The sequence below is a fragment of the Bradyrhizobium sp. CCGUVB1N3 genome (assembly GCF_024199925.1).
GTDB lineage: Bacteria > Pseudomonadota > Alphaproteobacteria > Rhizobiales > Xanthobacteraceae > Bradyrhizobium.
Map to the genome: position 1 here is coordinate 1,542,181 of NZ_JANADR010000001.1, position 22,399 is coordinate 1,564,579.

General features: G+C 63.7%; 21 protein-coding genes and 1 pseudogene. 4 read left to right on the forward strand and 18 right to left on the reverse strand.

What is annotated here, in order from left to right:
- Positions 1–53: 53 nt before the first annotated feature.
- From tatC to NLM33_RS07325, 9 genes are all read right to left on the reverse strand, one after another.
- Positions 54–863 (reverse strand): twin-arginine translocase subunit TatC, encoded by an 810-nt coding sequence (gene tatC / locus NLM33_RS07285; protein ID WP_254095427.1) that lies wholly within the window; start codon positions 861–863, stop codon positions 54–56.
- Positions 860–1,447, reverse strand: a complete 588-nt coding sequence (gene tatB, locus NLM33_RS07290; protein ID WP_254095428.1) for a Sec-independent protein translocase protein TatB — start codon at positions 1,445–1,447, stop codon at positions 860–862. Before tatB ends, tatC begins: the two co-directional genes overlap by 4 nt.
- An 83-nt stretch (positions 1,448–1,530) precedes the next feature.
- Complete coding sequence (locus NLM33_RS07295; RefSeq protein WP_027527371.1) at positions 1,531–1,764, reverse strand: twin-arginine translocase TatA/TatE family subunit; 234 nt, start codon at positions 1,762–1,764, stop codon at positions 1,531–1,533.
- Positions 1,765–1,930: 166 nt separating this feature from the next.
- On the reverse strand, positions 1,931–2,662 hold the full coding sequence (gene scpB, locus NLM33_RS07300) for an SMC-Scp complex subunit ScpB (RefSeq protein ID WP_254095429.1): 732 nt from the start codon (positions 2,660–2,662) through the stop codon (positions 1,931–1,933).
- 21 nt (positions 2,663–2,683) lie between these two features.
- Positions 2,684–3,523, reverse strand: coding sequence for a ScpA family protein (locus tag NLM33_RS07305; protein ID WP_254095430.1), 840 nt, complete (start codon positions 3,521–3,523; stop codon positions 2,684–2,686).
- Positions 3,520–4,548: a beta-N-acetylhexosaminidase gene (gene nagZ / locus NLM33_RS07310; RefSeq protein ID WP_254095431.1), complete on the reverse strand. Its 1,029-nt coding sequence runs from the start codon at positions 4,546–4,548 to the stop codon at positions 3,520–3,522. Before nagZ ends, NLM33_RS07305 begins: the two co-directional genes overlap by 4 nt.
- A 52-nt stretch (positions 4,549–4,600) precedes the next feature.
- Positions 4,601–6,088 (reverse strand): SPOR domain-containing protein, encoded by a 1,488-nt coding sequence (locus NLM33_RS07315; RefSeq protein ID WP_254095432.1) that lies wholly within the window; start codon positions 6,086–6,088, stop codon positions 4,601–4,603.
- Between the two features lie 150 nt (positions 6,089–6,238).
- On the reverse strand, positions 6,239–8,029 hold the full coding sequence (gene argS / locus NLM33_RS07320) for an arginine--tRNA ligase (protein ID WP_254095433.1): 1,791 nt from the start codon (positions 8,027–8,029) through the stop codon (positions 6,239–6,241).
- 9 nt (positions 8,030–8,038) lie between these two features.
- On the reverse strand, positions 8,039–9,247 hold the full coding sequence (locus NLM33_RS07325; protein ID WP_254095434.1) for a deoxyguanosinetriphosphate triphosphohydrolase: 1,209 nt from the start codon (positions 9,245–9,247) through the stop codon (positions 8,039–8,041).
- Positions 9,248–9,356: 109 nt separating this feature from the next.
- On the opposite strand from NLM33_RS07325, the gene erpA reads away from it, so the two are divergent.
- Complete coding sequence (gene erpA / locus NLM33_RS07330) at positions 9,357–9,686, forward strand: iron-sulfur cluster insertion protein ErpA (RefSeq protein ID WP_254095435.1); 330 nt, start codon at positions 9,357–9,359, stop codon at positions 9,684–9,686.
- A 223-nt stretch (positions 9,687–9,909) separates the two neighbouring features.
- On the opposite strand, the gene NLM33_RS07335 is transcribed toward erpA, so the two are convergent.
- The 4 genes from NLM33_RS07335 to NLM33_RS07345 all read right to left on the reverse strand — a co-directional run bounded on the left by NLM33_RS07335 (position 9,910) and on the right by NLM33_RS07345 (position 13,584).
- Positions 9,910–11,088: a recombinase family protein gene (locus tag NLM33_RS07335; protein ID WP_371929912.1), complete on the reverse strand. Its 1,179-nt coding sequence runs from the start codon at positions 11,086–11,088 to the stop codon at positions 9,910–9,912.
- A 24-nt stretch (positions 11,089–11,112) separates the two neighbouring features.
- Positions 11,113–11,526, reverse strand: coding sequence for a recombinase family protein (locus NLM33_RS49570; RefSeq protein WP_371929913.1), 414 nt, complete (start codon positions 11,524–11,526; stop codon positions 11,113–11,115).
- A gap of 1,015 nt (positions 11,527–12,541) precedes the next feature.
- Complete coding sequence (locus tag NLM33_RS07340) at positions 12,542–12,841, reverse strand: helix-turn-helix transcriptional regulator (protein ID WP_254095436.1); 300 nt, start codon at positions 12,839–12,841, stop codon at positions 12,542–12,544.
- Positions 12,814–13,584, reverse strand: coding sequence for a hypothetical protein (locus NLM33_RS07345; RefSeq protein ID WP_254095437.1), 771 nt, complete (start codon positions 13,582–13,584; stop codon positions 12,814–12,816). Before NLM33_RS07345 ends, NLM33_RS07340 begins: the two co-directional genes overlap by 28 nt.
- Before the next feature lie 194 nt (positions 13,585–13,778).
- Here NLM33_RS07345 and NLM33_RS07350 point away from each other — a divergent pair, with 194 nt between their 5' ends.
- The gene (locus tag NLM33_RS07350) at positions 13,779–16,694 is read left to right on the forward strand and encodes an autotransporter domain-containing protein (protein ID WP_254095438.1); all 2,916 of its coding nucleotides are present in this window, start codon (positions 13,779–13,781) and stop codon (positions 16,692–16,694) included.
- Positions 16,695–16,845: 151 nt separating this feature from the next.
- On the opposite strand, the pseudogene NLM33_RS07355 reads toward NLM33_RS07350, so the two are convergent.
- A pseudogene (locus NLM33_RS07355) lies at positions 16,846–17,240 on the reverse strand (transposase); the annotation flags it as partial.
- On the opposite strand from NLM33_RS07355, the gene NLM33_RS07360 reads away from it, so the two are divergent.
- Entirely contained in the window at positions 17,208–17,528 is a 321-nt protein-coding gene (locus NLM33_RS07360; protein WP_254106193.1) for a hypothetical protein, read from the forward strand. The pseudogene NLM33_RS07355 and the gene NLM33_RS07360 sit on opposite strands and share 33 nt — an antisense overlap.
- 530 nt (positions 17,529–18,058) lie before the next feature.
- Here the strand turns inward: NLM33_RS07360 and NLM33_RS07365 are convergent.
- The 3 genes from NLM33_RS07365 to NLM33_RS07375 form a co-directional block, all read right to left on the reverse strand.
- Positions 18,059–19,297 carry an OmpA family protein gene (locus NLM33_RS07365; protein ID WP_254095439.1) on the reverse strand — a complete coding sequence of 413 codons (1,239 nt, stop codon included), beginning with the start codon at positions 19,295–19,297 and terminating at the stop codon, positions 18,059–18,061.
- 310 nt (positions 19,298–19,607) lie between these two features.
- Positions 19,608–19,778 carry a hypothetical protein gene (locus tag NLM33_RS07370; RefSeq protein ID WP_254095440.1) on the reverse strand — a complete coding sequence of 57 codons (171 nt, stop codon included), beginning with the start codon at positions 19,776–19,778 and terminating at the stop codon, positions 19,608–19,610.
- 20 nt (positions 19,779–19,798) lie between these two features.
- Positions 19,799–20,254, reverse strand: a complete 456-nt coding sequence (locus NLM33_RS07375; protein WP_254095441.1) for a MarR family winged helix-turn-helix transcriptional regulator — start codon at positions 20,252–20,254, stop codon at positions 19,799–19,801.
- 64 nt (positions 20,255–20,318) lie between these two features.
- On the opposite strand from NLM33_RS07375, the gene NLM33_RS07380 reads away from it, so the two are divergent.
- On the forward strand, positions 20,319–20,795 hold the full coding sequence (locus tag NLM33_RS07380) for a cupin domain-containing protein (RefSeq protein ID WP_254095442.1): 477 nt from the start codon (positions 20,319–20,321) through the stop codon (positions 20,793–20,795).
- 307 nt (positions 20,796–21,102) lie between these two features.
- Here NLM33_RS07380 and NLM33_RS07385 read toward each other — a convergent pair whose 3' ends face one another.
- Positions 21,103–22,341 (reverse strand): MFS transporter, encoded by a 1,239-nt coding sequence (locus NLM33_RS07385; RefSeq protein WP_254095443.1) that lies wholly within the window; start codon positions 22,339–22,341, stop codon positions 21,103–21,105.
- Positions 22,342–22,399: the final 58 nt, after the last annotated feature.

Consider the following 22,399-nt stretch of genomic DNA (forward strand, 5'->3'; position numbering starts at 1 on the left):
GATTCGCCGCTTTCGCGGGGAATGACGTCCGCGATTTTGGCGCTGTCGGAGGCCTACTCGGCCGGATTGGTGCTCGACGATGCGCCGCCGCTGGTGGCCTGCGAGGCGGCCGCCTTCTTCTCCACTATCGATACCGCGACGATCGAGCCCTCGTAGAGCGCCAGCAAGGGTATAGCGAGCGAGCACTGGCTCAGCACGTCAGGCGGGGTCAGGACGGCTGCGATGATGAAGGCGACGACGATGAAATAGCGCCGCTTCTCGCGCAGCATCTTCGACGTGATGATGCCGATGCGGCCGAGCAGCGTCAGGATCACCGGGAGCTGGAAGGCGATTCCGAAGGCGAAGATGAGCGACATCATCAGCGACAGATATTCGCCGACCTTGGGCAGGAGCTGAATCTGCGCGGTCTCGTCGCTGCCGCTCTGCTGCATGCCGAGCGAGAAGCGGATCAGCATCGGCAGGACGACGAAATAGACCAGCATCGCGCCCAGCACGAAGAAGAACGGGGTTGCGACCAGATAGGGCAGAAACGCCTGCTTCTCGTGCTTGTAGAGGCCGGGCGCCACGAATTTGTAGATCTGAGTGGCGACGATCGGAAACGAGATGAAGCCGGCGCCGAACAGCGCGAGCTTGAGCTGGGTGATGAAATATTCCAGCAGCGCCGTGTAGATGAACTTCGAATTCTCGGGCCCCGCGACCCACACGAACGGCCAGACCAGCACGTTGTAGATCTGCTTGGCGAAGAAGAAGCAGAAGATGAACGCGATGCCAAAGCCGAGCAGCGCCTTGATCAGCCGCGAGCGCAGCTCGATCAAATGGTCCATCAACGGCGCCTTGCTGGCCTCGATGTCGGCGTCGCTCATGACGCTTTGGCGTCCTTGATCGCCTCAGGTAACGCGGTGTCTTGGCTGACGGCAGCCTGCTCGACCTCGCGGGTGATGGCGAGCGGTTCGTTCGCCGCCGCATGTGCCTCCGCTTCCACAAAGGTCGCGGGCGTCGGGGCTTCCGGTGTCGTCGGCGTCACCGGTGCTTCACTTGAAGTCACCAGCGCTTCACTTGAAGTCGCGGGTGCTTCACTTGAAGTCGCCGGCGCGTCACTTGATGTCGCAGGCGGCTCGATCGCGGGTGTGGTGGCAGCCTCCGCCGGCTTGTCGATGTCCTCGATGCGCAGCGCCTCGTTGACGTCCTTCGTGAGCGAGGTCATCAAATTGTTGCTGGTGAAGCCGGAGGCCGCTTCCTTGACCTCGTCGAAGCTCTTCTTGAGGTCGGCCATCTCGGCCTCGCGCATGGCTTCCTGAAACTGGCCCTGGAATTCGGCGGCCATCTTGCGGGCCTTGCCCATCCATTGGCCGACCATGCGCAGCACACCGGGGAGCTCCTTCGGGCCGATGGCAACCAGCGCAACGACCGCGATGAGGACCAGTTCACTCCACCCGATGTCGAACATGAAGTCTTCCGTTCAGGCAAGCCGCGATTGGCCCAATCCTCGACGCACGGGATCGGGACCGCCCACGTCTGCCGATCTTTGGCTCAGACGGCCTTGCTGCCGACGTCGGACCGTGCCGCAGTCGGCGCGGCATTGTGCTCGATGGACTTGGCGGGATCGGGCTTGTCTGCAACCTTGTCGTCGTCCTGCATGCCCTTCTTGAAGGCCTTGATGCCCTGCGCCACGTCGCCCATCAGATCCGAAATCTTGCCACGGCCGAACAGCAGCAGGACCACTGCGATCACCAAGATCCAGTGCCAAATGCTTAGCGAACCCATCCTGCAACCCTCCAAACGCGCATGGCCGGGGACCCGGCCGATCTTCATCGAAACCTAGGCTTCGCAGGTGTCAAAAACAAGGACCAAGGCAGCGCCAATTCGCTGTTGGCGCTACGTAATCTTGCTAGTGTTAACTGGTTGCAGTCGCCCGTAGAACGACGGGCCGTCAGCCCTCGTCGCTGCCTTCCGGCGCCTCTGGTTCCGGCTCTGGCGCCGGGGCCAGTGCAAGATCCAGATCCTCGCCGGGCTCGAGCGGATCCTCGTCTTCACGCAGCGCCGGGTCGTCCGACGGCGTCGGCACGCTGAAACCGGTCGGCAGACGCGAATCCAGAAGACCCGTGCCCTTCAGCTCCTCCAGGCCCGGCAAGTCACCGAGTTGTTCCAAGGTGAACTGCGACAGGAAATCCTCGGTGGTTCCGAAGGTCAGCGGACGGCCCGGCGTCTTGCGCCGGCCACGCGGCTTGATCCAGCCGGTTTCGAGCAGCACGTCGAGCGTGCCTTTCGAGGTCACGACGCCGCGGATCTCCTCGATCTCGGCGCGGGTCACCGGCTGGTGGTAGGCGATGATCGCCAGCACCTCGATCGCCGCGCGCGACAGGCGGCGCGTTTCGGTGCTCTCGCGCGTCATCAGCCAAGCAAGATCGCCGGCGGTACGGAAGGTCCATTTGTTGGCAACACGCACGAGATTCACGCCGCGCGTCGCATATTCGGCCTGCAACTGCGCGAGCGCAGCCTTCACGTCGACGCCATCAGGCATGCGCTTGGCAAGGGTCGCGGTATCCAGCGGCTCGCTGGACGCAAACAGCAGCGCTTCGAGAAGCCGCAACTCTTCGGGACGTGCCTGGGATTCGTTGTCCATCGGCTCGACCTCTTCTACCCGAACTTCCGCCAAGGCCATGGCAGCTTCTCCTTCTTGCACTTAACCGACCGGCGTTTCAGGCGCGGGAGGCGCGCCTGGTACCGGTTGATGCCGCCCCTTTCGGAAATAGAGCGGCGCAAACGCCTCTTTCTGGTTCAGTTCCAGCTGACCTTCCCGCACCAGTTCGAGCGCGGCGGCAAAGCTCGAGGCGAACACCGTCGCACGCTGCGACGGATCGGCGACGTAGCGGATCAGGAAGTCGTCGAGGCGCCCCCAATCGTCCGATTCAGTGAGGCCCCCAACCAGCCGCTCCAGCGAGGCGCGCGCTTCGGCAAGCGACCAGACCGTGCGTTTCGCCAGATGCACGCTCGCCAGCACGCGCGACTGCCGCTGCGTGGCGTAGGCCGTGAGCAGGTCGTAGAGGGTCGCTGTGTATTTCGGATGCTTGACCTCGGCGATCTGTTCGGGCTCGCCGCGCGGGAAGATGTCGCGCATCAATTGCTGCCTGTTCATCAGCCGGTTGGCCGCTTCGCGGATGGCCTCGAGCCGGCGCAGGCGATTGGCAAGCGCGGTGGCCATCTCCTCCGCGCTCGGACCTTCCGCCGTCGGCGGTTCCGGCAGCAAAAGGCGCGATTTCAGGAAAGCGAGCCAGGCCGCCATCACGAGATAATCGGCCGCAAGCTCGAGCCGGATCTTTCGCGCGGCTTCGATGAAGTGGAGATACTGATCGGCGAGTGCCAAAATCGAGATCTTGGCGAGGTCGACCTTCTGCTGTCGCGCCAGCGCGAGCAGCAGATCGAGCGGGCCCTCGTAGCCCTCGACATCGACGACCAGCGCCGGCTCCCCCTCGGCGAGCTCGGCGGGCCGCCCGGTTTCAAACGATAGGATTTCTGCGGTCATGCGGATGCCGTGTTCGCCTGTGCGATCAATGCGTCGAGTTCAGCCCGCGCGGCCGTCCGGTCGAACAGCTGCGGCGCCTTGCGCGCGGCCAGCGCCCTGTTCGCGCGCTCCAGCGCCTTGCCCGACAATTCGGGCGTTTGGCCGGCGACCTCGTGCATCTCCTCGATATTTCCGTTGCAATGCAGGACCATGTCGCAGCCGGCGGCAAAAATCGAACGCGTGCGCTCGGTAATGGTGCCCGCCAATGCGTTCATCGACACGTCATCACTCATTAACAAACCCTGGAACCCGATCACGCCACGAATCACCTGTCCGACCATTGTCGCAGATGTCGTCGCCGGATGGGCGGGGTCGAACGCGCTAAACACAACATGTGCCGTCATCGCTATCGGCAGGTCCGCCAATGGCTTGAACGCGGCAAAATCGGTGCGCTCCAGCTCATCCCTTGGCGTGTCCACCGTCGGCAGCCGGAAATGCGTGTCGGCCGTCGCCCGGCCGTGGCCGGGGATGTGCTTCAGCACTGGCAGCACGCCGCCCTGCTCCAGCCCGTCCGTGACGGCGCGGGCGATCGCGGCGACCTTGGCCGGCTCGGTTCCATAGGCCCGGTTGCCGATCACGGCGTCGGCACCCGCGACCGGCACGTCCGCGAGCGGCAGGCAATCCACGGTGATACCGAGATCGGCGAGATCCGCCGCGATCAGCCGGGCGCTGAGGCGCGCAGCCGTCAGCCCAAGCGCCGAATCACCATCGTAAAGCTTTCCGAACACCGCGCCGGACGGATAGACCGGCCAATGTGGCGGGCCCAGCCGCTGCACCCGTCCCCCCTCCTGATCGATCAGGATGGGGGCATCCGGAGAGCCTACGACGCCTCGCAATTCCTGAACAAGCGAAGCGACCTGGGCCGGGCTCCCGATATTCCTCTTGAAGAGGATGAATCCCCACGGACGTTCGGCACGGATAAAATCCCGCTCGGCGGCGGTCAGTTCCGTTCCGGATACGCCGGTAATGAAGGCCCGCGTGTTCATAGTCGCCGATTAACCGTACCCCGCTAGGGGGTCAAGGAAACGGCCGATAATACTACGGGATAAAGCACTGGCCGCCGGCGGTCTTCAGCTCGGTGCAGAACTGGACGGCTTCCTGACGGGTCCGGTAGGGCCCGACCATGGCGCGGTACTTCACCTTGTTGTCGGCCAGGTCCACCCGCTTGATCACCGGCGACCGGGATCCCAGCGCCGACGGGAACTTGCCCTGGAGCACGCGGAAGGAATCCCGCGCTGCGGATTCGGTGTCCTGGGACGATATCGAGACCATGTAGCTGCCGCCGCCCTCAGCGGGGGCCGGAGCGATCTGCGTCGGATTTGTCGCAGCCATCCGGGTCGGCGGCGGCGCGATCGGGTCCGGCGCACCGCCCTGCGGTGCCAGCGACATCGGCTGGTTGGCGCTGGCATTGGCCGAGGCCGGTGGATTGCGAGGCGCAGCCGGCACGGCGACAGCCTTCGGAGCCCCGACCGGCTTGGCTGCGGCCGCAGCCGGCGCGGGCGCGCCGTCGGTCTGATCGCCCTTCACCGAAAGCGTCCTGATCTTGCGCGGCTCGCTGTTGGGCATCGTGCCGTTATTGGGAGCGACGGCTGGCGGCAGCACGGCCGACGGTGAGACGCTCGCAACCGGCGGCGGATTGGCGTTCGGATTGAGCGGCGGGAAGACAACGCGCGGGCCACCGGACCTGGCGTTGACGTCGATCGGCGCTTCCTCGCGCGGCACGATCTTTTCGCCGCCATCACCGGTGACCATGCGATCCGGCATCTTGGCGGAGCCATCGGCGGGCGCCGGCACAACCTTGGTCGGCGTGTTGTCCGCCTTGATGATCGGCGGCTCGCCACTGCGGGGCGATCCCAGATAGGTCTTGTAGGCGAACGCGCCCCCGGTTCCGACCACCGCCAGCGCAAGGATGGCTGCAACGGTCATCAGCCCGCCGTGCTTCTTCTGCGGAGGCTCGTCCTCAAGCTCATCCTCGGGATAGTCGCTTTGATAGGCGTAGGGATCGTCGGGATAAGACGGATCGCGCTGGAAATCCTGCTGCCCCGCTTCGAGCTGGCCATAAAGCGCGTCGTCATAGCGCGACGGATCGATCGGATCGTCGTGCTCGGAATAGGCCTGGGGCTCCTGGTAGTCCGGCTCCGGCGCGGGTTGCTGTGCCGCAAAGCGCTGCTGCAACGGATGCACCGGGTTCACCGGCGGCGCGTAGCTCGGCTGCTCGGGCCGAGCGGGCTGCGGCTGAACATTGGCACGCCGCATCCAGGACGGCGGTCCGGCTGGCGGTGGCGGCTCCTGGTAATGATCTTCGTAGCTTTCTGGCGCGTAGCTTTGCGCAGGCGGCTGGTACGGCTCGGGCGCCGGCGGAGCTGGCGGCCTCGCGGCGGGCCGGCCCTGCGACGCGAATGGATCGGTCTGGCCAATCAACCGGGCGAGTTCGGCCAAGGGATCGCTGTCCGCCCGGCCCTGCTGATCGCCACCGCGATCATAGTCATCGGAAGGATATGGTCTGTTCTGATATCGATCGGCCATCGTGATGATGCGTCCCCTTCGGGAAAGCCGTCAGTTCTCGACCCGAACCGCGGCCTTCACCCACAAGGCATTCAACCAAGTCGCATTACGTAAGCGAGCCGGCTTCTGCCGGTTAGCCCCCTTAAATTCCCTGAAGTAGTTCGCCCCAAACTACCGCATCTCGTCCGGAGCATGGACGCCAAGGATGGCGAGGCCCGATGCCAGGACCGAGACGACGCCCTGGACCATTGCCAATCGCGCCTTTGTAAGCTGTGCATCATTATTGATAATGAAGCGTAAATAGGGCAGATCGCGCCCCTTCGTCCAAAGTGCGTGAAACTCGCTGGCTAAATCATAGAGATAAAAGGCAATCCGGTGCGGCTCGTGGGCGCTTGCAGCCGCCTCGACAGTCCGCGGAAAAATTGCAAGCCGGCGCAATAAATCGAGTTCCACCGGGTCTGACAGCCGCTCCAGCGCCGAGTCGAGTAGCCACGCGATTCGGGCGTCGGTCGTCTCCGGCAGGTCTGGAAATACCTCCGCCCTTGCGTTGCGGAAGATCGAGTGGCCGCGGGCGTGGCCGTACTGGACGTAAAACACCGGGTTGTCGCGCGACTGCTCGATGACCTTGGCGAGGTCGAAATCGAGCACCGCATCGTTCTTGCGGTAGAGCATCATGAAGCGGACCGCGTCCTGGCCGACCTCATCCACCACCTCACGCAAAGTGACGAAGGTCCCGTCCCGCTTGGACATTTTGACCGGCTCGCCATTGCGCAGGAGTTTTACGAGCTGGACGATCTTGACGTCGAGCGCCCCCTTGCCGGCGGTCACCGCCTTCACCGCCGCCTGCATGCGCTTGATGTAGCCGCCGTGGTCGGCGCCCCACACGTCGATCATGTCGGCAAAGCCGCGGTCGAACTTGTTCTTGTGATAGGCGATGTCGGACGCGAAATAGGTGTAGGAGCCGTCCGACTTGATCAGCGGACGGTCGACGTCATCGCCGTAAGCCGTGGCCTTGAACAGAAGCTGCTCGCGGTCTTCCCAGTCCTCGACCGGCGCGCCCTTCGGCGGCGGCAGGCGGCCCTCGTAAATATCGCCCTTGGCCTGCAGGAAATCGATGGTCTCGGCGACCTTGTTGTTGCCGCTCTCGATCAGCGAACGTTCGGAGAAGAACACGTCGTGGCGGATGTTGAGGGCCGCGAGATCGCCCTTGATCTCGTCCATCATCATCGCGATCGATTTTGCGCGCACGGCCGGGAGCCATTGGGCTTCGCTTCGCGAACGCAGCTTGTCGCCGTGCTCCTTCGCCAGCGCCTCGCCGACCGGCTTGAGATAGTCGCCGGGATAGAGCCCTTCCGGGATCGGACCGATATCCTCGCCGAGCGCCTCGCGATACCTCAGGAACGCCGAACGTGCGAGCACATCGACCTGGGCGCCGGCGTCGTTGATGTAGTACTCGCGCGTGACGTCGTGGCCGGCGAAATCGAGCAGGCTCGCCAGTGCATCGCCGAAGACAGCGCCGCGGCAGTGACCGACATGCATCGGCCCGGTCGGGTTCGCCGAAACGTATTCGACATTGACCTTCCCGCGCCCGCTCAGGCGGCCGTAGCTGGTCCCCTCGCGCAGCAGGGTGCGCAACGCTTCCGCCCAGGCGGACGGCTCAAGCGTCAGGTTGATGAAGCCGGGTCCGGCGACATCGACCTTGGCGATCAGTGCGTCGGCACGCAGACGCTCGGCGATCTGCTCGGCGAGATCGCGCGGCTTCGCCTTGGCCTCTTTCGCCAGCACCATCGCGGCGTTGGTCGCCATGTCGCCATGGGAGGCATCGCGCGGCGGCTCAACCACCACGCGCGAAAAATCGATGCCTTCCGGCCAGTTGGCCTCCGCCGCGAGCGCACGGCAGGCGGCGTGCACGCGCGCGAGCACGTCGGCGAAAAGGTGCAGCGATGAGGGTGTGTCGGCCATGGCCGCCGCCTAACGCAAATCCGGGGTCGAGTCAAAGAGCCGCTGGTGCTCGGTCAGGGCGAAACGGTCGGTCATTCCGGCAATGAAATTGCCGATCCGGCGGGCCCTGCCCGCCTCATCGTCAGCCTCCGCCCCGACCAGCCATTCCTGCGGCAGCTCGCCGGGCGAGGCCTGGTACTTCGCGAACAGGTCGAACAGGATCTGTTCCGCCTCCCCCATCACCCGCATCACCCGCTTGTGACGGTACATGTGCTGATAGAGGAAGGTCTTGATCGCGGCCTCCTCGCCCGCCATGGCCGGCGGAAAGGCGATCATCGCCCGGCTCTGCTGGCGCACGTCCTGGGCTGATTGCGGCTTGATCGCCGCAAGATTGGCCTCCGCCTCAGCGAAGACGGTGCCGATCAGATGCGAAATCAGCTCGCGAACCAGCTCGGCGCCGCGCCTGACGTCGTCAAGGTTCGGATAGTGTGCACCAATCTCGGTGATGATCTCGGCCATCAGCGGGATCGCCTTGAGATCGTCGACCCCAAACAGCCCTGCGCGCAGGCCGTCGTCGATGTCGTGAGCGTCGTAGGCGATGTCGTCTGCGATCGCCGCGACCTGCGCCTCCAGCGAGGCAAAGCTCCAGAGCTCCAGGTCGTATGCCTTGACGTAGTCGGCGATGCCGACGGGAACGCCGTGCTCGCGGTAACGTCCGACCGGCGCACCGCCGCGATCGGTCAGTGGGCCATTATGCTTGACGATGCCCTCGAGCGACTCCCAGGTCAGGTTGAGGCCGTCGAATTCGGGATAGCGGTGCTCGACCGCCGTGACGACGCGCAGGGTCTGGGCGTTGTGGTCGAAGCCGCCATGGCTCTTCAGGCAGGCATCCAGCGCCCGCTCGCCGGCATGCCCGAACGGCGGATGGCCGAGATCATGCGCGAGCGCCAGTGTCTCCGTGAGGTCCTCGTCGAGCCCAAGCTGCCGGGCCAGTGCGCGGGCGATCTGTGCGACCTCCAGCGAATGGGTCAGGCGGGTGCGGTAGTGGTCGCCTTCGTGGAACACGAACACCTGGGTCTTGTACTTCAGGCGGCGGAAGGCGGTGGAATGGATCACCCGGTCGCAATCCCGCCGGAACGGGCTGCGGGTGCGGCTCGGCGGCTCCGAGACCAGCCGGCCGCGGCTGCGATCGGGATCGCAGGCATAGGGCGCGCGGGGGGCAGCCATTCCGACGGACACGGCGAATTTAGTCCCTATCCATTTGATTCTGCGGACCCTTGCACTTAACTATGACGGACGCGGGATACCAAATGAATTGGATATGACGCGGGACTATTGGAGTGGGACGATGACGACTGCCGTGACCATCAGCGACCGGGCCGCGCGCCGGATTGGGGAGATCCTCAAGGGCGAAGGCACCGGCGCAATGCTGCGGATCTCGGTCGAGGGCGGCGGCTGCTCGGGTTTCCAGTACAAGTTCGACATCGAGCGTGACCGCACCGATGACGACCTCGTCATCGAGCGCGAGAACGCGGTCGTGCTGGTGGACTCGGCGTCGCAGCCGTTCCTGGCGGGCTCCGAGGTCGACTTCGTCGATGACCTGATCGGCGCGTCCTTCCGCGTCAACAATCCCAACGCCACCGCGTCCTGCGGATGCGGCACCAGCTTCTCGATCTAGCCCAAATCAAAATCCGAAAAACAACCCCATGCAAAGTAGCGGGGGGCTGGCATCAGATATTTCTGGATTTTCGAAAAGCATTTGACGCGTCGGGCAAATCAGGGGCAATATGTGATCGTCGCGAGTAAGGCGGGTGCGGCTAACCAATAACTCGGCCGGAGCGTGCTCGGCGGGTGCGAAAGGCTCTGCCGCCGTTCAATCATTCCAGAAAGTTCGAATCTGGTCAGCGGCGCCACTTCGGTACAAAACTGGGCACTCCAAAACCTGCCGTTTTTGCGCTCGATGCGGCGACGAGGGTGCGCAGGAGCACGCTTTTCGACCCCATGATGCGAACTTCTTTCGCGCCGACTTCGATGCGCTGGGCCAGGGCGCGGAGATGGTCGCGGCGGTAGCCGCCCGACTCGGTCCGCACGAGCCTGCGAGCCTGACTGGCGAAGGTCTTGAGCGCCTGGGGTGTGATGCTCGGCCCAGCCCGCTCGAGCGCGCCCTCGGCCCGCCCTGCGTCGGCGCGGGCCTGGTCGCGGACGGCCTTCAGCTCCGTCACGCGGTCCTTGAGCAGCGGATCGGATACGTCAGTGACGCCGTTCTCGATCGCGTCGTAGGGGCGCTTGAGTTTGGCCTCTGCTTCGGAGGCTCTTTTGCGCAATTCGGCAATATGCGTCGTTCGGCGCTCGGAGCGCTCCTTCCGGCGGTGAAGGACGACTGACAGGACTTCCTCGAGACGTTTGGGCTGCAAAAGGCGGCGCTCGATGTGCTCCGCAACGACGCTGTCGAGTTTTTCCATCGGAACGGTGCGGCCCTTGCAGCCGGTTTCGCCCTGTCGGGCCTTGGTGCAGCAAGTGTAATACCTGTACCTTCCACTCTTGCCTGTCCTCAGTGTCATTGCCCCACCGCAGGCGGCGCAAAAGCAGATACCGGTAAGGAGGGTCGGCCCGCTGACAATTCTTGGCGCGTTCATTGCGGGGCTGCGCGCCTTGAGCAACGCTTGGACGGCCTCGAACTCGGCGGCCTCGATGATCGGCGGCACCGCCATCTCGACCACATCGGCCTCCGGTTTGCGCTCGCGGGTTTTCCAAAATTTGGTGTTAAAGCGGTGGCGGCCGATATACGTCGTTCGCGTCAGTACCTTGTGCACGGCGTCGACGCCCCAGCGTCCTCCATCGCGCGTTCGGATGCCGGATTCGTTCAGATGCTTGGCAATCGATTTGACGCCCATTGATCCCGACGCGCCGTTTCCTTCCCGCGCCAGGCGATAGATCAGCCGCACGGTCTCGGCCTGGATCGGATCAATCTCCAGCGTCTTCTTGGTGCGGTGGCCGCACTGCTCGTTCGCCTCGACAACGCGGTAGCCGATCGGCGGCAGCGCGCCGTTCCAGAAGCCTTGCCGTGCGTTCTCCTTCATCGCCCGCAGCGTGTGCTTTGCGTTCTACTTGGACTGGTATTCGTCAAACAGAGCCATGATCTGGCGGATCATGTTGCTCATGGGATCGTCGCCGAGCTCCTGGGTGATCGACACCAGACGCACGCCGTTCTTGGCAAGCCGGCGGACATAAAACTCAAGCTGGAACTGGTCGCGGAAGAAGCGGCTGAAGCTGTGGACCAGGATCACGTCGAACGCCGGCGGCTTGACCGTCGCCGCGTCGATCATGCGCTGGAACTCTGGTCGCCGATCGTCGGTCGCGGAGGCGCCGGGCTCGACGTATTCGGCTACAATCTCCCAGCCGCGCGACGCGCAGTAGCCCTTCGCCTGACGGCGCTGATCCGGGATGGAAAGATCGCTGTCGGCCTGCCGTCCTGTTGAGACTCGGAGGTAGAGCGCCGCCCGAACCACCGCTGCCATGGTGAGGTCCCCCTTAAGAGTTGCCAAACAACCCGTCGAACAATTCGCCAAACCACGCTTCGAACACGTCGATCTCGGCTTCGGTCAGCGGCACGTCCTCCGGCCAGTCGTCCGTCACGACCCATGTCACCGAAGCCCGCTTCAGTCGCCGTCGACCAAGATGTGCGGGCGCACGCGCGTAGTCATAAAGATCGTCAAGTGGCGCGCAGTCTGGCGAACGCCGTTGCGGCGATTTGTGAGGGGGAGCCATGGCGCCACTGTGGCAAGCTTGGCTGATCCACAGAACGGCCGAACTCTACGCCACGTTACGCTGGGGCGCTCCGAAAAGAGGCCAGCCGCTCAAGGCAGGATAAAAGCCGCAAGGTGCGGGCGGCCGGTCTCGCGAGAAGCACCTGCAAGTTCAATCACGCAGCAAACATTGTGAGTATCCGGCGCAACTTGTCATTCTTGCCAATGCGCTGCCGCCGCATAGCTTTGGACACCCTGCGGCGGTCAAGGTGACCAACAATGGCAAATTCCGCGTTGATCCAGGTTGCTTGTTTTCAACACTGGCGCGGGTGCTCTCGCGCACAGCAAGCCATGATCGCTTGGCGGCCAAGCGATCACGGCTCGGACCGATCGTGCCCGTCCTTCAGCACGACAAAGTGTGCCGGCTGGCGCTCGCTGCTTTGATGCCGATCGCTTTTCTGTTTGAGGCGCCAGCACCCACCTTCTCCGTGCCAGCCATGCGCCATCTCCCAAATCAATGTGCAGACAAAGGCTTGCATCCCCGGCCAGGGCGAGTGGGCGGCTTCGCTTTTCTCTTGCCGTCCTAATCAACCGCGGTCTGCGCCCCGTCAATCCGATGACAAGCACGCTGCTCTCGGTCGGTAATGTCAGGTATTGCCGATAGCGGACGAGAGAGCGGACATGGCAATGCCGACGCGAATGACCCAAAGCGGACGAGCCGGAAGATGATGGTGCGGCTGTCGCGCCAAACATGCGCTGAATGTTCAAGGCCGTCGGAGCTGAATCATCAGCGCACGGGGCGCCCGTTTCCGATCCGCGACGGGAACGCTCCGAATGCGCGCTGATACTGGGTCGCGAAGCGGCCCGAATTGGTAAACCCGTAGCGCGTCGCGATCTCCGCAATCGAAATTGATCCGTCGGAACGCATGATGGCTTCATGCGCGAGCTCGAGCCGAATCCGGCGCAGTGCGGCCATCGGCGACGTGCCGCGAAATCTGCGAAATGCGGCCTGAAGCGCGCGGCTCGAGCATCCAGCGGCGTTGGCGATGTCCTCGGCCGTCAACGGCTCGTCTGCCTTGCCGCGCATGAACTCCTCGGCGCGCCGCACTGCGGTGGGAGTAACGGCCCTGGCGGGGTTGCGCAGCACGGCGGCCTGGCCCTGCGTGAGCGCCAGCACGATCGTGCGCAGAAACAGATCCTGTGCCGTTGCGGCGGCGACGGCGTTCGTGAGCGGCGAGTCGGCATGACCGATCTCGCTCCACAGCCCCACTCGGTCATGCGTTGCAGGCCGGCGCCGGCTGCGGTCGAGGTATCGATCCTGACATTGCAGTCCAGTGCATCGAGATCGGTGCCATCGAGCATCGCGGCGGCTTCCCGGCGCAACAGGCCGGCCGGAATCCACACATTGATCTTCGCGGCCTGGCGGCCGGTCTTCAGCACCGTGCCGGGCTCCCCGCGAAAGATGGCTCCGCCGCTCGGGCCGACATCGGCCGGCGAGGCCCCGTGCGGCTGAGCGAGCAGACCGCTTCCCTGCTGCAGGAAGGTGAGGCAGTAATGGTCAAGCCCGGGCGCTCCGATCACCATGTCGGTCGGCTCGCGATCGGCCATCCGCACGAAGCAGGTGCGGCCAAGCTTTCCGACCGACACGGTGGTCCGATAGGCGTGCTTCTCGCGCTTGTATCGGCCCCAGTCTCCCGCCCGATAGGCGCGCGCCAGAAACTGCGGCGGCGTGATCGCGCTGGTCGGCGTCGGAGTGAACAGCTCCCACATGGTGGGAGTAATCTCGTGCGGGTCGCAAACCTCGACGGTCGTGATCGGTCCACTCGTCACGTTCTCCCCCAAGCCATGCCGGTTCCAGCCTACCAACAAAGGTCAGCGGCATCAAACCGCCGGGATCGAAAAAAAATTCGTTTTCTGTCCCGCGCCGTCGCTTGCTGGCCCGGCCGCGAAGTCCGACTGCGGCTATCGTTCCGGCAGGTGCTTCGGTCAAGGGAACGCACCAGCGCCAAAGTTCGGGGGCCGGCATGATTTTGAAATCGGAGCAAGGCGCGGTCGCGCCATCACGGATGGCCGGTCGCCTTGCGACCGAACTCCCGCGAACCCCACGAACTGATGGCATGGGCGGCGACCGGGTCGCGCGCCTCCGCCAGGTCGTCCTCTGCACCACGTCGCTGGTCGCGTTCGGACTGTTGGCGGCAACGACCACCCCGTCGCGCGCCGACGATGCTTGGACCGGCACCACCTCGACGGATTGGTTTACCGCCAGCAACTGGTCGACCGGCGCTGTTCCGACCAGCGGGGACACTGCGGTTCTCGACACGGTTACCCCCAATGCGACGGTGGTGGGAGCGGCCGGCGCGCAACCCTTTGCTCTCATTGTCGGCTTTTCCGGCACCGGCGCGCTGACGATCCAGAACGGCGGCACGGTCAGCAACAACGGCACCGGCGCGATCGGGCTCGCTTTCGGCTCGACCGGCACGGTGACGGTCGATGGCGCCGGCTCGTCCTGGGCCCATTCCGGCAATCTCTTTGTCGGCGATTCCGGCACCGGCACGCTGACGATCCGGAACGGCGGCGCCGTCAGCAGCGGCACCGGCGCGATCGGGTTCGCTTCCGGCTCGACCGGCACGGTGACGGTTGACGGCGCCGGCTCGTCCTGGGCCAACTCCGCCAATCTCTACGTGGGCTATCAGGGCACCGGCACGCTGACGATCCGGAACGGCGGCACGGTGAGCAACGGCTTCGGCTATATCGGCTACAATTCCGGCTCGACCGGCACGGTGACGGTCGATGGCGCCGGCTCGTCCTGGGCCAACTCCAGCGATCTCGTTGTCGGCTATTTCGGCACCGGCACGCTGACGATCCGGAACGGCGGCACGGTGAGCAACGGCTTCGGCTATATCGGCTACAATTCCGGCTCGACCGGCACGGTGACGGTCGATGGCGCCGGCTCGTCCTGGACCATTTCCAGCGATCTCGTTGTCGGCGATTTCGGCACCGGCACGCTGACGATCCGGAACGGCGGCAGCGTCACGGCTCCCAGTGTGACCATTGCGACGTTCGCCGGCTCGACCGGCACGCTCAACATCGGTGCCGCGCTCGGCCAGACAGCCGTGGCGCCGGGCACCCTGAACACAGCGACCGTCGCGTTCGGCGGCGGCACCGGCGAGATCGTCTTCAACCACACCGCTTCGAACTATACGTTTGATCCGCTCATCTCCGGCGCGGGCTCGGTGCTGGTCGAGGCTGGCCGCACCATTTTGACCGCGACCAACACCTATACCGGCCCGACCACGGTGGACGGCGGCATTCTCAGCGTCAACGGCTCGATTGCCTCCTCGTCACTCACCACCGTCAATGCCGGCGGCACGCTCGGCGGCAACGGCTTTGTCGGCGCCACCTTCATCAACGGCGGCACGCTCGCGCCCGGCAATTCGATCGGGCTGTTGACCGTGCAGGGCAGCCTCACCTTCACCGCGGCGGCGACCTATCTGGTGGAAGTCTCGCCCGCCAACGCCGACCGCACCAATGTCAAGGGGACCGCGACACTGGGCGGCGCCACCGTGAACGCGGTGTTCGCGTCCGGCACCTATGTCAACAAGCAGTATACGATCCTGAACGCGACCGGCGGCGTCAGCGGCACCTTTTCGCTGGTCAACACCAACCTGCCCGCGAACTTCGTCTCCAGCCTGAGCTACGATGCCAACGACGTCTATTTGAACCTGACGCTCAATTTTTCTCCGTCGAGCTTCGGCACCGGCCTTACCACCAACCAGCAGAACGTCGCTAACACGCTCAGCAGTTTCTTCAACGCGAGCGGCGGCATTCCGCTGGCCTTCGGGGCGCTGACGCCCGCGGGCCTGACGCAGATCTCGGGCGAGACCGCGACCGGGTCACAGCAAGCGACGTTCGACGCCATGGGCATGTTCATGGGCGTCATGACGGACCCGTTCATCGCCGGGCGCGGCGATCCGATCAGTGCCGGTGGTCGCCCGAATGCGTATGCGGATGAGAGTCTCGCTTACGCGGCCAAGCGCAAGCCCAATGATGCGCTGGCGGCGATCTACACCAAGGCGCCGCCGGTGCCGGTGTTCGAGCAGCGCTGGAGCGTGTGGGCGGCGGGCTATGGCGGTTCGCAGCGAACCGACGGCAACGCCGTGCTCGGATCGAACGACACGCGTAGCAGTATCTACGGCATGGCTGTCGGCGCCGACTATCGCATCTCGCCGAACACGCTGGCCGGTTTTGCGCTGGGCGGCGGCGGCACGAACTTCAGCGTCAACGGATTTGGCTCGGGCCGGTCCGATCTGTTCCAGGCCGGCGCCTTCCTCCGGCACAACATCGGGCCCGCGTATCTGACAGGCGCGCTGGCTTATGGCTGGCAGGACATCACGACCGATCGCACCGTGACGGTGGCCGGCATCGATCGCCTGCGTGCACAGTTCAATGCCAACGCGTGGTCGGGCCGGCTCGAAGGCGGCTATCGTTTCGTGAGCCAGGGGTTTGGTTGGACGCCTTACGCGGCGGCGCAGTTCGTCACGTTCGAATTACCCAACTATGCCGAACAGGCGATCGTCGGCAGCAACCAGTTTGCGCTGGCCTACAACTCGAAGAGCGTTACCGACACGCGCAGCGAACTCGGCCTGCGCAGCGACAAGTCGTTCGCCGTGCAGGAGGATGGTATCTTCACGCTGCGCGGTCGCGCCGCCTGGGCGCACGACTACAATCCCGACCGCGTGATCGGCGCCACATTCCAGACCTTGCCCGGCGCGTCGTTCGTCGTGAACGGTGCACGGCGCGCCGCCGACTCCGCACTGGTGACAGGCTCGGCTGAAATGAAGTGGCTCAACGGCTGGTCGATAGCCGGCACGTTCGAGGGAGAATTCTCGAACGTAACGCAGAGTTACGCCGGCAAGGGCGTGGTGCGCTACGCGTGGTGACGTCCCTGGCCCTTCGCGACATATTGCGCTGCCGCACGAACTTGACCGCTGTGGGAGCAAAGCGGACGTTGCCTTTGTCGCATCAGGCCGCTCGGTTTATGGGTACTCGGCCTAGCACTACTTTGGCAGAATCTATTTGCGCCAGTGTTTTTCAAGGATTTGTTTTCGGCAGTATGGACACCGTTGAGACGGCGACCAAAGGATGAGATCGACGATGGCGTGACGTACGGCGGGCATGGTTGGCTGAGGCGGGGGTCCGTTGATTCTTTTTTTCCGCCCCGCGTGTGCGAGGCGACGATGTTGCAGGAAGGCGTAGGCAATCATTGTCGTCAGGGCGTGGCGATGAAGCCCCTGCCATGATCGTCCCTCGAAGTGATCAAGTCCAAGCTCCTCCTTCAACTGCTGATGCGCCTGCTCACAAATCCATCTTGCCTTGATGGTGGCGGCTAGTGTGCGCAGATCCGTCGCCGCAGGGAGATTGGCAAGATAGTATTTCTTCTCCCCTGAGGCACGTTGCTCGCCAATGAGCCAAGCTTTTCCATTTGGCGCTGGCCAGCATTTGTTCTGCCGCAATCGATAAGAGCAGTCGCAGCCGTTTCGAGTTGGACTGGGTTTTATGCTGGCGCGGCGATCGGCTGGGCGGGCTATCGGGACGATTGGACGACTGACCTGATTGCAAACGGTGCGGCTCTTGGAACACCGGCCGCCATCGGCCGGCTTGGCTTGGGCGGCCCCAACGCGAATTTCGACACCGACGGATTTCGCGGGTCGCTCTTTGCCGGCTACAACTATCAGATCAATCCGTCGGTCGTGGCGGGCATCGAGGGACGTTGACCTTGCGACGAACAACAAGACGACGCTGAACTACATTCCCGGTACGGTTTCGGCGCTCCCGGGACCGATACACCCCTCGGTGATCGCGTGACGATGTCACGCGGTGCGGATGCCAGCATCAGAGGGCGCCTCAGCGCTGGAACAACAGCTATTTCCTGAACACGAATGTCGATGAGGTCTACGCCCACACACGGCTGATCTCGCATAACGTCATGATCGGTGCTGCCTACCTGTTCGGAGCTCGTTAGTCTCCAGTATTATGCCTCGGGCTAAAAGGTCATCGAATGATGGCGCATCACGGTGTTCCCGAATTGATCGAAAGGGCCCTATCGCAGGGCAACCGGACCACCTGCGAAATCGGGAAGACATAGCGCAAGCTCGCAGTCCATCGCAGGTTATCCGGCCGGATCGCCTGGTCGGCCACGGCATCATAGCGCCACGGCGAAGCAATAGTGCCCATCTTCATCGGCCGTGGCGCGCCAGTCAGAGAATTGGCACGACCTCTCGGGTCGGCCGCAGCTTGGATCCCCTCACCGCTGGCATCCCTTACGCGCGAGCTCGACGCGCCGATTCTTCGCGCGTCCCTCGTCGCTGTCGTTGGAAGCGACCGGCCGGCTCTTGCCATAGCCCTGCGTGCTCACCCTGGACGTTTCACCGCCGTGCGCAACCAGCCATTGCATGACGGCCTGTGCCCGCGCGCCGGACAGCTTCAAATTGTAGTCGTCGCTGCCAACATTGTCGGTGTGTCCCTGCAGCTCGACCATCAGCTTTGGCTGACCCTTGAGCGTGGTCAGCACGCGGTTGAGCAACGGCTCGGACTCCTCTCGCAGAGTTGCCTTGTTGAAATCGAAATGCACGCCGTAGAGCGGTACATGGCAGTCCCTGTCCAGGCGCGCAGCGAGATCGTCCGCGCCGGCATCCGCCACAGCCATAGCGATTTCACCGGCGCCGATGTGCATGGAGACCCAGATGTCCCGGCCGCCTTGCGCATAATGTGCGAGCAGAACTCCGTCTGACTGATTGAGGCCCTGACTTTGAATCAGAATCTGCCAGCCGGCCTTGGTGAGCGCTTCGCTGTAGGCCGCAATGAATTGCAGCACCGACACGCTCGCGGGATAGCCATAGGTCTTGATGACCTGTCCGGTGCCCGCCAGCACTTTTTCCTGATCCTTCTGCGGCACCGTGACATCGAGCGGCGAAGGATCCTGGCTGGTTGATTTCAGCGTCGTCCCCGGGAAGCGGGCAAGATAAGGAAAGTCATCCTTGTCGCTGACCTTTTCCGGCGTGGCGCCCGGTGGCCGCAGGGTCAACGCGACCTTCGAGCCGCCCACTTCGACGATATCGAGTTGAATCTCGTCGAAATCATTGGCAACATTGAACGTCGCCCATATTTCCGCTCCGCTCTGAAGCCGCTTGAGCGTCGCGCCATTTTCCCATTCGCGCACGATCTGCCAGCCGGCCTTGAGCCAGTAGGGTTTGATCTCCTGCCACGTCTTGTTGCTGTCATCGGGCTTCGGCCTTGGGATCATGTGCAAAACGCTCTGATAGTGCTTGCCCTGCTGCACCATCCGTTGATCGAAGCCCTCGGCATTCTTTTCGACCAGAAACTCCGCCTGACCGAATTCTTCGACGTCCACATTGCGATCAGCATTCTTGAAAGTCACACTCGGCGGCAACTGAACAGACTCGGGAAGACCCTTGAGCGCCCAAGCCGGCGTCGAAGCAACGAGAGCAAGGATGGCGATTGTCAATTGCAGCGGGGATTTCACGCGTAAGTCCTTTGACTAGTGAATTTGGCCCTCGTCTCACAACGAGTCATGCCTAAACGGAGTCACGGCGAAACGGAGTCATGGCGAAACGACCAAGCTTGAAATCCGGTGGCCGCAAGGCGCGAACGGTTCCATGCGCTCGTCCGCACGTCAAGAGGTTCGGAAACCGCCGATGGTGGTGATCGACGGGGGCAACCACAGGGGTAACCTGAGTACCCGGCCGAATCGGGAAGACAGCCGCCTGCGCGGCTAGTGCAAAGTCGTGGGATTTCGCGGCATTCCCGATTGGCTCGCTTAAGCGGCCGCTACATCATAGCGCCACGGCGAAGCAATAGTGCCCATCTTCATCTGCCGTCAGCGGCGCCAGTTTTTCATTCCAGGACTTGCGCTGGGTTAGATCCCAACGGTTGCCGCAGGGATCCTCGAACGCCGCGACGACGCCATAGAACGACGCAGCGTGGCGCGAGCTGTGTGTCGGCAAGCTTCACGTTCAAACCTCCGCTAACGAACGAGGCGGCTGTCCCATAGTACGCCGAGCAGTTCCTTGAGCTGAGCAAAGCGCTTCGGTCCAAGCTCAACGCTAAATTCGTGTTCTATCTCCTGGAGAATCTCCCCCATCTTCTTGTAGACGGCGTGCCCTTGCTTGGTGAGGCGGACGACACGCGCGCCGCTCTCGTCCGGCACGGCGGACCGGGTGACGTAGCCGAGACCCTCGAGCGTCTTGAGGAGTTGGTTCATCGCCTGCTTGCTCATGCCGGCGCGCTCTGCGAGCATGCTCGGCCGAACGCCGTCGGGGCCCGGATACTGCAGGACCGCCATGTGGGGCACGCTGAGATATTCAAAACCCGCGGCTTTGAGATCGTCGATCAGCTTGCGACGAATGGCCTCCGCGGGCGCGCGCAGCAAGGCGCCGATATAGGGCGGCTTGGCGAGCGCATTATCTTGGGATTGTGGCATTGACACCGGGAGTAAATTGCATTTACCGTCTGGTAAATCGAATTTACCCGGTGGGAGCCATTACATGCAACAGCAAACCGTCCAGCCCCGTGTCAATCCTGCCGACGAAGTGATCGGAACAAAGGCGCTTTCAGTGCGCTTCCTGCTCACCGGCGAAGAATCGAACGGGAGTGTCGCTGCCTTTGAGCTGTTGGTCGCCGGCTCAGGGCGGCTGCCGGCGCCCGCACACAGCCACGATCACTACGAAGAAACCATCTACGGGCTTGAGGGAATCCTAACCTTCACCATTAACGGACATGAGGTCGATGTCGGGCCAGGGCAGGCGCTCTGCATTCCGCGCGGGGCAGTTCACCGCTTCGACAATAACGCGAGCGCGGATGCGAAGGCGCTCTGCGTGATTTCACCTGCCGCGATCGGCCCAGAGTATTTCCGCGAGACCTTCGCGGTGCTGAAGGCCGCGGTGGGCGGGCCGCCTGATAAGGCCAAGATGCTGGAGATCATGCGTCGCCACGGGCTCACGCCGGTGTTTCCGCCGACGTAAGGCTCGCGGTGGTACCTCGCGTGTTCTCCCCTGCTGCATCGCACGAGTCTGGAAGTGGCCCATCGCGCCGTTCCCGGGATTGATCGAAATGGCTGCAGCCGAAGGGTAACCGGACCAACCCCGAAATCGGGAAGACATTCGCCCATGAGGCGTAGCGCAAGATCGCAGTCCGTCGCTGGTTATTCGGCCGGATCGCGTCGGCGGCCGCTGCGTCATAGCGCTACGGCGAAGTGCCCATCTTCATCGGCCGTGGCGCACCAATTCTGCGATGCTGCACGATCTTGCCGGTTGACGCGCAGGCTCCGCGTCAAGCCGAGAACACCTCTTGTCGACCTGCCGCCAATCGCCTCGGCAGAATGCGCCGGCGCCGGTGTAGCAGCCAGGCTGCGATCGCCATGTTCGCGATGTTCCAGGCGATGCCATTGACCAGCGCCGAAGCGTAGGAACCGGTCCAGTCGTAGATCGCACCGGCCAGCCAGCCGCCTAGCGCCATGCCAGCGAGAGTGACCGAGATGGCGAGGCTGACGCGAAGACCGGCCTCCTGCGCCGGGAACAGCTCGCGAATGATCGCCGCATAACTCGGGACGATGCCACCCTGCGCCAAGCCGAAAATGGCGGAAACGACGTAGAGCGAGACCAGCCCGTTGAACGGCAGATAAAGCGCGAGCGCGATGGCCTGCATTGCTGAGCCCAGCAGCAAGGTCGGCAGCCCGCCCATGAAGTTCAACACCCAGCCGAAGATCAGACGGCTCGCCACACCAAAGCCGAGCATCACCGCCAGCATCTCGGCGCCGCGCGCAGGGCCGTATCCGAGATCGCCGCAATAGGCGACCAGGTGGACCTGCGGCATCGACATGGCGACACAGCAGCACAGGCCGGCGAAGGCCAGCAGACCTTGGGTAACGCTCGGAGCCAAGCCTAAGGCTTGGTAGGTGCTGCCGGTGCTCGCCGCTTCGAGCGTAGCCTTGTGGAAGACAGGCCGCCGCAGCAATACCAGGGAGAGCGGCAGCATCGTTACCAGGCAGAATAGGCCGATGCCGATATGGGTCTGCCGCCAGCCGACCACAGCGATGAAGTGTTGGATGATTGGTGGCCAGACCACGCCGGCAAGGGAGCTGCCGGCGGTAGCCAGGGAAATGGCGAGGCCGCGGTGCCTATCGAACCAAAGCGAGGCGTCGGCCACCAGGGGCGCGAAGCTCGCCGCGCCGCCGAGGCCGATCGTGATGCCGGAGACAACCGCGAAGACGAACAGGCTCGGGGCGAACGCAGTGAGGACGTAGCCGAGACTCATCAGGATCGCGCCCCCGGCGAGGGGCGGCAAGATGCCGAATCGATCTGCCAATCGGCCGACAATGATGCCGCCGATCATGAAGCCGATGGTCGTGAGTGCATAGGGCAGCGTCGCGTCGGCGCGAGGCGCGTTGAAATCGGCTTGCACTGCCGGCAGCGCCACGACGAGAGACCACATGCCCACGCAGCCCAGCGTGCTGAGGGTGATGGAGACGACGAGGCGGGTCCAGGAATATGAAGTCTCGATCGACGGCATTTCAGACGGCACGGTGGCAGGTTTCCTCGAGGCTTGCATCTAAGTCGGCCATAGGTAC